Annotated in this window: 13 protein-coding genes; 9 read left to right on the forward strand and 4 right to left on the reverse strand. The window is 53.7% G+C overall.

Annotation, left to right across the window (positions count from 1 at the left end):
* Positions 1-49 precede the first annotated feature (49 nt).
* The 5 genes from nusA (at position 50) to truB (ending at position 6,644) form a co-directional block, all read left to right on the forward strand.
* Positions 50-1,651 carry a transcription termination factor NusA gene (gene nusA, locus AC6CHM_RS08760; RefSeq protein ID WP_115051422.1) on the forward strand — a complete coding sequence of 534 codons (1,602 nt, stop codon included), beginning with the start codon at positions 50-52 and terminating at the stop codon, positions 1,649-1,651.
* A gap of 16 nt (positions 1,652-1,667) precedes the next feature.
* Entirely contained in the window at positions 1,668-2,321 is a 654-nt protein-coding gene (locus tag AC6CHM_RS08765) for an RNA-binding protein (protein ID WP_115051421.1), read from the forward strand.
* Positions 2,318-5,137, forward strand: coding sequence for a translation initiation factor IF-2 (gene infB, locus AC6CHM_RS08770; RefSeq protein ID WP_307282379.1), 2,820 nt, complete (start codon positions 2,318-2,320; stop codon positions 5,135-5,137). Before AC6CHM_RS08765 ends, infB begins: the two co-directional genes overlap by 4 nt.
* 79 nt (positions 5,138-5,216) lie before the next feature.
* A complete protein-coding gene (gene rbfA, locus AC6CHM_RS08775; RefSeq protein ID WP_115051419.1) occupies positions 5,217-5,672 on the forward strand; it encodes a 30S ribosome-binding factor RbfA in 456 nt (151 codons plus the stop codon).
* Entirely contained in the window at positions 5,673-6,644 is a 972-nt protein-coding gene (gene truB, locus AC6CHM_RS08780; RefSeq protein ID WP_498172741.1) for a tRNA pseudouridine(55) synthase TruB, read from the forward strand.
* Here the strand turns inward: truB and AC6CHM_RS08785 are convergent.
* Positions 6,641-6,988 (reverse strand): gamma-glutamylcyclotransferase family protein, encoded by a 348-nt coding sequence (locus AC6CHM_RS08785; protein WP_498172742.1) that lies wholly within the window; start codon positions 6,986-6,988, stop codon positions 6,641-6,643. The two genes, truB and AC6CHM_RS08785, sit on opposite strands and share 4 nt — an antisense overlap.
* Positions 6,989-7,229: 241 nt before the next feature.
* Here AC6CHM_RS08785 and rpsO point away from each other — a divergent pair, with 241 nt between their 5' ends.
* The 3 genes from rpsO (at position 7,230) to AC6CHM_RS08800 (ending at position 10,956) form a co-directional block, all read left to right on the forward strand.
* A complete protein-coding gene (gene rpsO, locus AC6CHM_RS08790) occupies positions 7,230-7,499 on the forward strand; it encodes a 30S ribosomal protein S15 (protein WP_008122441.1) in 270 nt (89 codons plus the stop codon).
* A gap of 217 nt (positions 7,500-7,716) precedes the next feature.
* A complete protein-coding gene (gene pnp, locus AC6CHM_RS08795) occupies positions 7,717-9,858 on the forward strand; it encodes a polyribonucleotide nucleotidyltransferase (protein ID WP_115051415.1) in 2,142 nt (713 codons plus the stop codon).
* A gap of 81 nt (positions 9,859-9,939) precedes the next feature.
* Positions 9,940-10,956, forward strand: a complete 1,017-nt coding sequence (locus AC6CHM_RS08800) for a class I SAM-dependent methyltransferase (RefSeq protein ID WP_498172743.1) — start codon at positions 9,940-9,942, stop codon at positions 10,954-10,956.
* Positions 10,957-11,099: 143 nt separating this feature from the next.
* Here the strand turns inward: AC6CHM_RS08800 and fabI are convergent, their stop codons facing one another.
* From fabI to fabA, 3 genes are read right to left on the reverse strand one after another with little or no spacing between them, the layout of a single operon-like run.
* Positions 11,100-11,915, reverse strand: a complete 816-nt coding sequence (gene fabI, locus AC6CHM_RS08805; RefSeq protein ID WP_115051414.1) for an enoyl-ACP reductase FabI — start codon at positions 11,913-11,915, stop codon at positions 11,100-11,102.
* 9 nt (positions 11,916-11,924) lie between these two features.
* Positions 11,925-13,151 (reverse strand): beta-ketoacyl-ACP synthase I, encoded by a 1,227-nt coding sequence (fabB, locus tag AC6CHM_RS08810; protein ID WP_498172745.1) that lies wholly within the window; start codon positions 13,149-13,151, stop codon positions 11,925-11,927.
* 29 nt (positions 13,152-13,180) lie between these two features.
* Positions 13,181-13,696, reverse strand: a complete 516-nt coding sequence (gene fabA, locus AC6CHM_RS08815) for a 3-hydroxyacyl-[acyl-carrier-protein] dehydratase FabA (protein WP_008122449.1) — start codon at positions 13,694-13,696, stop codon at positions 13,181-13,183.
* Positions 13,697-14,003: 307 nt separating this feature from the next.
* Between fabA and irrA the strand changes: the two genes are divergently transcribed.
* The gene (irrA, locus tag AC6CHM_RS08820) at positions 14,004-14,435 is read left to right on the forward strand and encodes an iron response transcriptional regulator IrrA (RefSeq protein WP_115051412.1); all 432 of its coding nucleotides are present in this window, start codon (positions 14,004-14,006) and stop codon (positions 14,433-14,435) included.
* The last annotated feature ends 83 nt before the right edge of the window (positions 14,436-14,518 follow it).

Raw genomic sequence — 14,518 nt, forward strand, 5'->3', positions numbered from 1 at the left:
TTTCATACGCCCGCAGAGGAAGCGTGGTGGTGAACCCAAGGAGAAGAAAATGGCAGTCAGTGCAAACAGGCTAGAACTTCTGCAGATCGCCGACGCGGTTGCGCGCGAGAAGTCGATTGACCGCGAGATCGTTATTGCGGCTATGGCCGATGCCATTCAGAAAGCTGCGCGCTCGCGTTATGGCCAGGAAACCAATATCCGCGCCGACATCAACGCCAAGACGGGCGAAATCAAGTTGCAACGCCTGCTTGAAGTCGTCGAAACCGTTGAAGATCCGGTCACGCAGATTGGTATGGATGCCGCCCGCGATCGTAACCCTGATGCGCAGCCAGGCGATTTCCTTGCGGACCAATTGCCTCCGATGGATTTCGGTCGCATCGCGGCACAGTCTGCAAAACAGGTTATCGTGCAGAAAGTGCGCGAAGCAGAGCGCGACCGCCAGTATGACGAATACAAGGATCGCGTCGGCGAAATCATCAATGGTAGCGTCAAGCGCGTTGAATATGGCAATGTGATCGTCGATCTCGGTCGCGGTGAAGCTATTGTTCGTCGTGACGAATTGATCCCCCGCGAAACTTTCCGCTATGGGGACCGTGTTCGCGCCTATGTTTATGATGTGCGCCGCGAACAGCGCGGTCCGCAGATTTTCCTGAGCCGCACGCACCCGCAATTCATGGCGAAGCTTTTCACCATGGAAGTACCGGAAATTTATGACGGCATCATTGAAATCAAATCAGTAGCCCGTGATCCGGGTTCACGCGCCAAGATTGCTGTTATTTCGCGTGATTCGTCGATTGATCCAGTCGGCGCTTGCGTCGGTATGCGTGGTTCGCGCGTTCAGGCTGTTGTCGGTGAGCTTCAGGGCGAAAAGATCGACATTATTCCTTGGTCACCAGAGCCTGCTTCCTTCATCGTTAATGCATTGCAGCCGGCGGAAGTTTCCAAAGTTGTTCTCGATGAAGATGCCGAGCGTATTGAAGTTGTGGTTCCGGATGACCAATTATCACTAGCGATCGGTCGTCGCGGTCAGAATGTCCGCTTGGCCTCGCAATTGACAGGCTGGGATATCGACATCCTCACAGAGCAGGAAGAGTCCGAGCGCCGTCAGAAGGAATTTGTCGAACGCTCCAACCTGTTCATGGAAGCCTTGGACGTTGATGAAATGGTCGGTCAGGTTCTTGCCTCCGAAGGTTTTGCCAGCGTTGAAGAAATCGCTTATGTTGATAGCGACGATATTTCCTCGATCGATGGTTTCGACGAGGACACGGCGACTGAAATTCAACAGCGCGCGCAAGAATATCTGGGCCGAATCGAAGAAGAGCGTGATGCCCGCCGCAAGGAATTGGGTGTCTCGGACGAACTTCGTGATCTGCCAGGCATGACCAACGCGATTCTGGTTGCCGTCGGTGAAGACGGTGTCAAAACCGTGGAAGACTTTGCTGGCTATGCTGTTGACGAATTGACCGGATGGCGTGAGCGCAAGGACGGGGAAACTGTAAATTTCCCCGGCATTTTGTCGGCATTTGAAGTAAGCCGTGCAGATGCGGAACAGATGGTGCTCGCTGCTCGTTTGAAGGCTGGATGGATCACGGAAGATGATCTCGTTGCAACCGAGACCGAAGCCGACGCTGAAGAAGAGGTTGCTGGCTGAGCCCAGTAGCTTGAAAATGGAAGCGGATATGAACGACAGAACGTGCATCGTCACGCGTGAAGCAGGTTCTGTCGATGACATGATCCGGTTTGTAGCTGGCCCCGATGGATCGGTTGTTGCTGACTTAAAGCACAACCTTCCCGGACGGGGATGTTGGGTCAAGGCCCAGCGGCGCTATATTGACGAAGCGGTAAAGCGAAAGCTTTTCCCGCGTGGACTGAAAACAGCGGTGACAGTTCCCGATAATTTCGGGCAGATCGTCGACCAGATGCTGGTAAAATCGGCTTTGGGAAGTTTTGGGTTGGCGCGAAAGGCCGGTGTTGTGATAACAGGGGCCGCAAAAGTGGATATCGCCATCCGCAACGGCACAGCAGGACTTGTGCTGCATGCTTCTGAAGCAGCGGAAGACGGCGTCCGAAAGCTTGACCAGGCCCGGCGTTCGGTAGTTTATGCCGACGGACCTGATATACCCGCCCTTTCATTGTTCAGTAGCGATGAAATGGATTTGGCATTGGGTGGGGTTAATGTGATACATGCTGCCGTACTCAGAGGGAGGGCAGCTGCCGGACTCATGAAACGAGTCTGGATGCTACAGCATTTTCGCGTGGGTCTGGACGAGCAGACCAGCGCTAAAGCGGCAACTGCTGCGAAGGAAACGGAAACGGAATGAGCGATATAAAATCGACAGACGACAAGACGCTTGGCGTCAATAAGAAAACCCTGACCCTGAAGCGGCCCGGTATCGAACAAAGCACGGTGCGCCAGAATTTCAGCCACGGGCGGACGAAGTCTGTTGTCGTTGAAACGAAGAAGCGCAAGTTCAGCCTGCCGGACCAGAAGCCGGAGGTTGCACCTGTTGCTGCTCCGGCTCCAGCGCCAGCACCTGTTCAGACAGCGCCTGCTGCGCCAGCGCCTGCTGCGCCAGTGACGGCGGCACCAGTTGCGCCGGCTGTATCCCAGCCAGCTGCCGCTGCGCCTCAGCCAGTTGCTGCTGCTCCTGCACCTGCGCCAGAACCTCGCTCGGCTGCGCCGGCACCCGCTGCCGCTCCATCCAGCAAGGCTACGGCACCGGCCACCCCTGCTCGCCCTGCACAGCGCGGCGGGGCTCAACCATCATCGCCGCAGCGTCCCGGACAGCCATACCGTTCGTCCGGTCAGCGGCCGAATGATCGTTCAGGCATGGTCTTGAATACGCTATCGGCAGCCGAGCTTGAAGCGCGCCGCAAGGCTCTTGAAGGGTCTAAAGCACGCGATATTGAGGATCGGGCCAAGGCAGCTATCGAAGCTGCCCGCCGCGCAGAAGAAGATGCGTTGCGCGCCAAGGAGCGTGAAGAATCCGCTCGCCGTCAGGCAGAAGAAGAAGAGCGTCTGCGCAAGGAAGCTCAGGCCAAGCAGCGCGCTGAAGAAGAATCACGCAAGCGTCAACCCGAGTCTGCCGCTACTGAAGAGGCTAGCTCGAAAGTATCCGTTCGCAAGACCAATGTTGCGGAAGAAGAAGAGACCCGCCGCGGTAGTCCGGCAGGCGCGCGTCGCGGCAGCAGTGCTGCCCCGGCAAAGCCTGAAGTTCGCACCCCTAAGGTTGTCAAAGGTGAAGATGAACGCCGTCGCGGCAAGCTGACATTGGGCTCTGCGCTCAATGATGAAGGCCGCAGCCGTTCGCTTTCCGCCATGCGCCGCCGCCAGGAAAAGTTCAAGCGCGGCATGCAGCAGGAAACACGCGAAAAGATCGCGCGTGAAGTCGTTCTGCCGGAAACCATCACCATTCAAGAACTTGCCCAGCGTATGGCTGAGCGTTCGGTCGACGTCATCAAATATTTGATGAAAGAAGGCCAGATGATGAAGCCGGGCGATTTGATCGATGCCGATATGGCTCAGCTGATTGCCGAAGAATTCGGTCACACGGTTCGCCGCGTTGCCGAATCGGATGTTGAAGAGGGCATCTTTAACGTTCAGGATGATCAGGGTGCATTCGTATCACGGCCACCTGTTGTCACCATTATGGGTCACGTCGATCACGGCAAGACGTCATTGCTGGACGCTATCCGCAAGGCGAACGTTGTATCCGGTGAAGCCGGTGGCATTACCCAGCATATTGGTGCTTACCAAGTCGAGCAGAACGGTCAGAAGATCACCTTCATCGATACGCCGGGCCACGCTGCCTTCACGGCAATGCGCGCACGCGGTGCCCAAGCAACCGATATCGCCATTCTGGTGGTTGCGGCTGATGATAGCGTGATGCCGCAGACGATTGAATCAATCAATCATGCCAAGGCGGCAGGCGTTCCGATCATTGTCGCGATCAACAAGATCGACAAGCCTTCTGCCGATCCGCAGAAGGTGCGTAACGGATTGCTTCAGCACGAAGTTTTCGTAGAATCGATGGGCGGCGAAACGCTGGACGTTGAGGTGTCTGCGAAAACCGGCGTTGGCCTGGACAAGCTTCTTGAAACAATCTTGCTTCAGGCAGAAGTTCTGGATCTCAAGGCCGATCCAATTCGTACGGCGGAAGGCGTGGTTATCGAAGCCAAGCTTGATCGCGGTCGCGGTTCGGTGGCTACTGTTCTCGTGCAGAAGGGTACTCTGCACCCTGGCGACATCATTGTTGCCGGTAGTGAATGGGGCCGTGTTCGCGCACTGATCAATGACCGTGGCGAAAACATGAAGGATGCCGGACCGGCCATGCCGGTTGAGGTTCTCGGTCTTGGCGGACCGCCACAGGCGGGTGATCGTTTTGCCGTTGTTGAAAACGAAGCCAAGGCACGCGAGATTTCCGAATATCGCACACGTCTGGCCCGTGAAAAGGCTGTGGCCAAGCAAGCCGGTTCTCGCGGATCGCTTGAGCAGATGATGAGCCAGTTGCAAGTTACCGGCTTGAAAGAGTTCCCATTGCTCATCAAGGGTGACGTACAGGGCTCAATCGAAGCCATTGCCGGCGCTCTCGACAAGCTGGGTACTGAAGAAGTACGCGCGCGCATCATCCATTCGGGTGCGGGCGGAATCACCGAAAGTGATATCGCGCTTGCAGAAGCATCGAACGCTGCAATCATCGGCTTCAACGTACGCGCCAACAAGCAGGCTCGTGATCTGGCTGAACGCGAAGGCATCGAAATTCGCTACTACAACATCATCTACGATCTGGTCGATGATGTGAAAGCAGCAATGTCCGGTCTTCTTTCTCCAGAACGCCGCGAAACCTTCATCGGCAATGCGGAAATTCTGGAAGTCTTCAATATCACGAAGGTCGGCAAGGTCGCCGGTTGCCGTGTCACGGAAGGCAAGGTCGAACGTGGTGCAGGCGTACGCCTCATCCGCGACAACGTTGTCATCCACGAAGGCAAGCTCAAGACGCTCAAGCGCTTCAAGGATGAAGTATCCGAAGTGCCGATGGGTCAGGAATGCGGTATGGCGTTTGAAAACTACGAGGATATTCGCGCAGGCGATACAATCGAAGCTTTCCGCGTCGAACATGTAACCCGCACGCTCTAAACTCAAGCGTCTCGATTATTGATAACAGGATCGCCGGAATAATAATCCGGCGATCTCTTGTTTGTCTGGATAGGTAATAATGGCTCGTTTTGCTACCGGATCAGGTCCATCTCAACGCCAGCTACGCGTCAGCGAGCAGGTGCGCCATGCGGTTTCACAAGTGCTGCAACGGGGCGATGTCCGTGATGACAAGCTTGAGAATGCCGTCATTGCAATCTCCGAAGTGCGCATGTCACCGGATTTGAAGATTGCTACCTGTTTCGTATCGCCCGTCGGTGCAACGGATAGTGAAGGTGTCATTACCGCCTTGAACAAGCATGCTAAATTTATCCGCGGGCGTGCAGGCACATACCTTAAATCCATGAAATATATGCCGGAGTTTCGCTTTCGCATTGATACAAGCTTCGATAATTACGCGAAGATTGACGCTTTGCTGCGCAAACCGGAGGTCACACGCGATCTGGATGATGACCATGACGATGATGATGGCGGTGATCCGAATCCGGGTGATGTGCCGGGACATGGCGATAATTAAATGGCAAGACAGCGCAAGAAAAAGGGCCGTCCGGTATCCGGCTGGCTGATCTTTGACAAGCCGAAAGGCATGGGCTCGACGGAGGCCGTCTCCAAAATAAAATGGCTGTTCAAAGCGGAAAAAGCTGGTCATGCGGGCACGCTTGATCCCTTGGCTTCGGGCATGTTGCCGATTGCACTGGGCGAGGCGACCAAAACCGTGCCCTATGTGATGGATGGCACAAAGATTTATCGCTTCACGGTGAGCTGGGGTGCCGAACGCACGACAGATGACCTGGAAGGTGAAATCAGCGCTACATCGGATAATCGCCCAGACGAAGCGGCGATCAAGGCGGTACTGCCGAAATATACTGGCGTGATTCAGCAGACCCCACCGAAATTCTCAGCCATCAAGATCGCTGGCGAACGGGCCTATGATCTGGCACGCGGCGGCGAAGAGGTCGAGATACCTGCGCGAGAAGTCGAGATTGACCGGCTTGAGCTGATTGAACGCCCTGACGAGGCTACTGCAATTTTTGAAGTTGAGTGTGGCAAAGGCACCTACGTGCGCTCGCTCGCCCGCGATATGGGTCGTGATCTTGGGTGTTACGGCCACATTGCCGATCTGCGTCGAACGGAAGTTGCGCCTTTCGATGAGGCAGATTTTGTAACACTCGAAGAACTTGAAGCTGCACATCCCCCGGCACCTGCCGAAGGGGAGGGTGACGAAGGCTCATATGAGAGTCTTGCCGAACGTTTCTCTGTTATGGATGCCTTTTTGATCGATACGGGCGCTGCGCTGGAAAGTCTGCCGCAAATTGCCATATCTGACGATCAAGCGCATCGGATTCGCATGGGCAATCCGATTATTTTGCGAGGCCGTGACGCACCTGTGGAGGCTGATGAGGCCTGTGTAACAGCCAAGGGCAAGCTTCTAGCCATTGGCTTTATCGAGCATGGACAATTCAACCCCAAGCGGGTTTTTGCGCATTAGGCCTTTACATAGACCCAGGCTTTGATGCCGGATTTCAGGCGAACTTCAATTCGCTTGTAGTCTGAAACCTCATAGGCATCGGCAGCAGCGAGTTCTTGCTCGGTAATGTGAAATAGGGTTCCCTCTACCTCGTCTGCAGGATTACTGCTCGGGCCGACAATGGGATGAACATTGCTACCGCTTGCCCGAATGACATCGGGATCAGTGATTTCCACCATTGAGCGGCTGAACCCCGGAATGGCATCCTTGTAACCGGTAAGCAACCGCCCGAACGACGATATTTGAACGCTCTCCAATTGCAGGGTCCCGTAGGAGAACAGGTTGATCCAAGGAGTGTCATTCATAATGCAGGCTTCCCAATTTAGTTGGGAGCATATTTGCGGCAAATGCTTTCACATTCGCAATAGCGAAAATCAGCGCTATCGGCCGGAAAAGCTCCAAGAATCATTTGCGACTGGTAATTCGTCACAATTTCGACTATACGGCCCCAAGCTTCAGGCTTTGTCTGTCGCTTTAACTGGCCCCCGCTGGACGACATCCCGGCCGTGGGCATCCTGTTTTCCTCTTCAAAAGAAAGGATATACGATGTCGATAACCGCTGAACGCAAGCAGGCAGTGATCACTGAATATGCAACGAAGCCAGGCGATACCGGTTCTCCGGAAGTCCAGGTTGCAGTTCTGACAGAGCGCATTGTCAATTTGACCGAACATTTCAAGGACCACAAAAAGGATAACCATTCCCGCCGTGGTCTTCTCAAGCTCGTCTCGACGCGCCGCAGCCTTCTTGATTATCTCAAGAAGATTGATCAGAGCCGCTACCAGACGCTGATCGAAAAGCTCGGCCTGCGCCGCTAATAACGGATTGAAACCGGCGGTGACATTTCTGTCCCGCCGGTTTCTACTCATTCCTTCAAGGAATGAAGAATACCCATGAGACAGGTCATGGGGCAGGATTGCTGGCAACTCGTTATGCGAGTTGCAAATTGTCTTGCCCGTGATTGGTCTAAACGAAACGGAAGAAAGATGCTGCGATCCAAAGGGAAGCGCGTTTTTCTCCACTCAAGGACAAGATATGTTTAATCAACACAAAGTTGAAATCGAATGGGGCGGACGTCCGCTCATTCTGGAAACCGGCAAGATCGCCCGCCAGGCTGATGGCGCGGTTCTGGCCACTTATGGTGAGACAGTCGTGCTTGCCACTGTTGTTTCCGCCAAGGCACCAAAGGCTGGTCAGGACTTTTTCCCACTGACTGTCAACTATCAGGAAAAGACCTACGCAGCCGGCAAAATTCCTGGTGGTTACTTCAAGCGTGAAGGCCGTCCCAGCGAAAACGAAACACTGGTTTCGCGCCTGATCGACCGTCCGATCCGTCCTCTCTTTGCTGACGGCTACAAGAATGACACCCAGGTCGTTCTGACTGTTATCCAGCATGATCTTGAAAACAATCCGGACATCATCTCGCTGATCGGCGCTTCCGCTGCTCTGACACTTTCCGGCGTTCCTTTCATGGGCCCGATCGGTGGCGCACGCGTTGGCTACATCAATGGCGAATACCGCCTGAACCCAACTGTCGATGAAATGCCTGAATCGAGCCTAGATCTGGTCGTCGCCGGTACAGGCGAGGCAGTTCTGATGGTTGAATCGGAAGCCAAGGAATTGGCTGAAGACATCATGCTCGGCGCTGTCATGTTCGGTCATCGTAGCTTCCAGCCGGTTATCGATGCGATCATCAAGCTTGCTGAAGTTGCTGCCAAAGAGCCACGCGATTTCCAGACCGATGACCTTTCAGCAGCAGAAGCTGCTGTCCTCAAGGTTGTTGAGGCAGATTTGCGCGCCGCTTACAAGATCATTGACAAGCAGGATCGCTACAACGCGGTTGACGCTGCCAAGGCTAAGGTGAAGGCGCATTTCTTCCCTGAAGGCGTTGAAGAGCCAGAATTTTCCGCAGAAGAAATCGCGACCGTATTCAAGTCAGTTCAGGCGAAGATCGTTCGCTGGAACATTCTCGACACAGGCAGCCGCATCGATGGCCGCGATCTTTCAACAGTTCGCCCTATCGTTTCGGAAGTTGGTCTTTTGCCTCGTACACACGGTTCGGCTCTGTTCACCCGTGGTGAAACACAGGCCATCGTTGTTGCTACGCTCGGCACAGGCGAAGACGAGCAATATATCGACTCGCTGACCGGCATGTACAAAGAGACATTCATGCTTCACTACAATTTCCCGCCCTACTCGGTCGGTGAAACAGGTCGCATGGGTTCGCCAGGCCGTCGTGAAATCGGTCATGGCAAGCTTGCATGGCGTGCTATTCATCCGGTTCTGCCTGCCAAGGAACAGTTCCCTTACACGCTGCGTACAGTCTCCGAGATCACTGAATCCAATGGTTCATCCTCGATGGCTACGGTTTGCGGAACATCGCTTGCCCTTATGGATGCTGGCGTTCCACTGCTGCGTCCCGTTGCTGGTATCGCAATGGGCTTGATCCTGGAAGGCGAGAAATTCGCTGTTCTTTCCGACATTCTCGGCGACGAAGATCATCTTGGCGATATGGACTTCAAGGTGGCCGGTTCTGAAAATGGTATCACTGCTCTGCAGATGGATATCAAGATCGACGGCATCACCGAAGAGATCATGAAGGTTGCTTTGGCTCAGGCCAAGGATGGCCGTCTGCATATTCTTGGTGAAATGGCAAAGGCCATCACTGAAGGCCGTTCGGAACTCGGTGAATTTGCACCACGCATTGAAGTCATGAACATTCCGACCGACAAGATCCGTGATGTTATCGGTTCAGGCGGCAAGGTCATTCGCGAAATCGTTGAAAAGACGGGCGCGAAGATCAACATTGAAGACGATGGTACAGTTAAGATTGCATCGTCCTCAGCCAAGGAAATCGAAGCGGCCCGCAAGTGGATCCACTCCATCGTTGCAGAACCTGAAGTAGGCGAGATCTATGAAGGCACAGTTGTAAAGACTGCTGACTTCGGCGCCTTCGTAAACTTCTTTGGTCCACGCGACGGCTTGGTTCACATCTCGCAGCTTGCTTCCGATCGCGTTGCCAAGACTTCAGATGTTGTCAAAGAAGGCCAGAAGGTCTGGGTCAAGCTCATGGGCTTTGACGAACGTGGCAAGGTTCGCCTGTCGATGAAGGTTGTCGATCAGGAGACCGGCAAGGAAATCGTTCAGGAAAAGAAGGCTCAGGAAGACGCTGAGTAATCTTTCTTCCATGTAATAATAAAGGCGCGCCCCAGTGGCGCGCTTTTTTCTTGTTATAACTATCTATAGATGGACTCACTCATGGCCAACGGCGCTCTCCAGACACTGTTCCTTCCTTTCGAAGACGAGATACTGCCCGTGCCTGGTAAAGGCGCGTCATGGTTGTTTCTCGGCGCGGAAGCTGATCGCACTATTGCAGATGAGTGGAAGTCTATCCTGACCTGTCTTCAACCGTTCAAACCGGATTATCTCACCTTGCAGAAGGCAGGATTTAACGCTGTTCCAAGACTACAGGGCGATGAACAGTTTGATGGCGCTTTGATCTTGCTTGGCAAGCATCGTGGCCGCAACGAAGGCTGGTTGGCCCAGGCATTGAATCAGGTCAAAGCAGGCGGGCGAATAGTTGTCTGCGGCAATAAAAAACTGGGTGTAGACAGCTTCCGCAAGACCGTAGAAAGCATTGCTCCGGTAGAAGACAGGCTGTCAAAAAACCACGCTGTTGCCTTCTGGTTTGTTCGTGCTAATGGAATAAATGCTGAAAAAATTCAAGAGCTTGCGCCAAAATCAACGCAAGTTGAAAGTCGTTTCAATACGTCGCCAGGCATGTTCTCACACACTGCTATCGACAATGGTTCAGCAATGCTGGTCAAGCATTTCGCAGGACGCATCAGCGGTCATGTAGCGGACTTTGGAGCGGGCTGGGGTTATCTTGCCAGTGAGGTGCTGAAATACCCCGAAAAGCTGAAATCGCTGGACCTATATGAGGCCGATTTCGAAGCGCTGGAAGCTGCGAAAACCAATATTACGGGTGGCGCAATACCCGTTAAGTTCCACTGGCATGATGTAAATAGCGAAGCAATTACAGAGATTTACGACACGATCGTGATGAATCCGCCATTTCATGCCGGGCGAAGCGCCGATCCCACAATGGGGCAGGGATTTATCGCAGCGGCTGCAAAACGAATGAAGCCGGGTGGTCGGCTCCTACTCGTTGCCAACCGGCAAATGCCCTACGAAGCAGGACTGAAATCGTTGTTCAAGCACGTGACGCCCATTGAGGACAATTCCGGGTACAAAATCATTGAAGCGAAGAAGTAGCTCTACCGCACGCAACTAATTTTCGATCTAGGGTAGAGAATTCTCGGTCATTTTCGATGGTTTTTCGGTGAAAATCTGCCGATTCTCTAAATTTTAGGTTCAAACCGGCAGATCAGTTCTCAATTATAGATACTGGCTGGAGATTATTCCTTGCCGTCATCGGATTTTTTCAGCTCTTCCAATGTAGGCATTGAAACAATGTTATAGCCGGAGTCCACATAGTGGATTTCGCCAGTCACGCCGCTTGATAGATCTGACAGGAGATAGAGGGCCGAACGGCCAACGTCGCCAATATCAACCGTGCGTCGCAAAGGTGCGTTGCGCTGCTGATAGGAGAACATGGCGCGGGCATCGCCAATGCCAGCACCCGCTAAAGTCCGCACAGGACCCGCAGAGATTGCATTGACGCGAATTCCTTCTGGACCATAATCAGCGGCCAGATAACGCACCATGGCTTCAAGAGCGGCCTTGGCGACACCCATGACATTGTAGTTCGGCATAACGCGGGTGGAGCCGCCATAGGTCAGCGTCAGGATAGAGCCACCTTCCTTCATCAGCTTTGAAGCGCGCTGCGCAACCTCGGTGAAGGAATAGGCTGAAATAACCATTGTCCGCGAGAAGTTATCGCGCGTGGTTACATCCGCATAGCGGCCCTTCAATTGTGATTTGTCGGAAAAACCGATGGCATGCACGACAAAATCGATCGTACCCCATTCTTTTTCCAGCGTCTCGAAAACAGCATCGACTGTTGCAATGTCTTCGACATCACAGGGGAGCAGCAACTTGGAGCCAAGCTGTTCGGCCAAAGGTGCCACACGCTTGCCAAATGCATCACCCTGATAGGTGAAGGCAAGCTCAGCACCATTGTCGGCGAGTTCCTTGGCAATGCCCCAGGCAATGGAATGGCTGTTCGCGACTCCCATGATGAGACCGCGCTTGCCCTTCATCAGATCACCCATTTTGATTCCTCAACCCTCGTAGCGCTGGAAGACCAGCGACGCATTCGTGCCGCCAAATCCGAAGGAATTGGTCAGGACTGTGTTTAATTTTACATTGTCGATGCGCTTGCGCACGATTGGCATATCTTCAAATGCCGGATCGAGTTCTTCGATATTGGCGCTTTCCGCGATAAAATCATTGTTGAGCATCAGCAGCGAATAGATCGACTCATGCACGCCTGTCGCGCCCTGCGAATGGCCGGTCAAAGATTTGGTGGCAGAAATCGGCGGGCACTGATCGCCGGAGCCGAAAACTTCGCGGATCGCCTCAATTTCCTTCAGATCCCCAACAGGTGTAGAGGTCGCATGGGGATTGATATAATCGACCTTGCCCTTGACGTTGGCGATAGCCATACGCATGCAGCGTGCAGCGCCTTCGCCGCTCGGTGCAACCATATCGGCCCCGTCAGAGGTCACGCCATAGCCGACCAGTTCGCCGTAAATTTTGGCGCCGCGCGCTTTGGCATGTTCCAGCTCTTCAAGAACGAGAACACCTGCGCCACCGGAAATGACAAAGCCATCGCGATTCTTATCATAGGCACGCGAGGCGACGGCGGGCCGGTCATTGAATTTCGATGACATCGCGCCCATTCCGTCAAATAGCACGGAGAGCGTCCAGTCCAGATCTTCGCAGCCACCAGCAAACATCATGTCCTGTTTGCCATATTGGATCATCTCATAGGCATTGCCGACGCAATGGTTGGAGGTCGCGCAAGCCGAAGAGATAGAATAATTCACGCCTTTGATCTTGAACCATGTAGCAAGCGTTGCCGACGCAGTTGAAGACATGGCCTTTGGCACAGCGAAGGGCCCGACTTTTTTGCTGGAGCCGGATTCAATGGTCTTCTCAGCGGCCTCAACAATCGTTCGTGTGGAGGAGCCGCCAGAGCCCATGATGATGCCGGTGCGCTCATTGGAGATATGGCTCTCGTCAAGGCCGGCATCAGCAATGGCCTGATCCATGGCTACATGGTTCCATGCCGTGCCGCCGCCGTGAAAACGCATGGCGCGCCGGTCAACCAGAGTAGACGGGTCGAGCGTTGGAGCGCCCTTGACCTGGCTGCGAAAACCATGGGCTGCATATTCTTCTGCGAAGACGATGCCCGATTTCGCTGTACGCAGGGATTCGAGAACCTCCTGCACATTATTGCCTATAGAGGACACAATACCCATGCCCGTCACAACCACTCGCCGCATTGCGATCTCCTTAAAGGTATTGCATCGGCTTACGCCGCGCTTTCCTTGAACAAGCCAACCCGCAGGTCGGTTGCCTTGTAGATAGTCTCGCCATCGACCTTTAGCCAGCCATCGGCAATGCCAAGGACCAGACGACCGCGCATTACACGCTTGAAATCAATGCCATATTCGACAAGTTTATTTTTTGGCGTAACCATTCCGGTGAATTTTACCTCGCCCGTGGATAGAGCGCGGCCTTTGCCAGGCTCGCCGAGCCAGCCGAGATAAAAGCCGGTCAATTGCCACATTGCATCGAGTCCGAGACAACCTGGCATGACCGGATCGCCAATGAAGTGGCAGGGAAAGAACCAGAGGTCAGGCTTGATATCAAATTCAGCGCGGATATAGCCCTTGCCGTTTTCACCGCCCGTTTCAGAAATCTCGGTAATGCGGTCGAACATCAGCATAGGTGGTGCTGGCAGTTGGGCATTGCCCTGACCGAACATCTCTCCACGGGCGCAAGCCAGGAGCTCTTCGTAGCCGTAGCTTGATTTCTGTTCTGGCATTCTTTCTCCCATCGGTAACTTCAAATCTTGCGCTTGGGGCACACGACATCCAGGCTGCAGGACCCTATCATAGAGTGTTTCCGCCTGAAAACGCTTCCTAGAGCAAACCACGCGCAAATGGAACCCTTGCTTTCACTGGAAACAGTGCGAAACTTATGTGACTGAATCCTTGGCAAAGCACATATTATCGGCGTATTTGCTGCCTATTGATCGATTTCGCAAGACGGCATATATGAATGGTGTAGCACGCTGAATAAAAATCTGTTGTGCGACTTTGGATATCAGTTAACGGAGTGGCACAAGCGCCATGCATATTTCTTATGAAATTGACGCCGACGTTCCCTTACAGGAGCGCCTGCGCTTTGCTGGTCTGAGGCCCACCCGTCAGCGTATTGCCCTTGCAAACCTTATTTTCTCCAAAGGCGACCGCCATCTTTCAGCCGAAGAGCTGCACGAAGAGGCGCTTGGCGCCGATGTGCCCGTTTCGCTGGCGACGGTCTACAATACACTGCATCAATTCACGCAAGCCGGAATGTTGCGTATTCTGGCGGTTGAAGGTGCAAAGACTTATTTCGATACCAATACCTCCGACCATCATCACTTTTTCGTTGAAGGTGAAAACGAGGTCATCGATATTCCAGATGGCTCCGCCATGGTAGGTCATCTGCCGCCTGTTCCTGAGGGCATGGAAATCGTCAACGTCGATATCGTCATTCGACTGCGCAAGAAGCGCGGCTGAAGCGCAGAACGGTCGAGCGTCCACGGGAAAGCTTGATACGCATCTTTCTGTAAAGCGCCGACGCTGTAAACATCGCCTTCCGC

Source organism: Phyllobacterium sp. GQ127, from assembly GCF_059758635.1.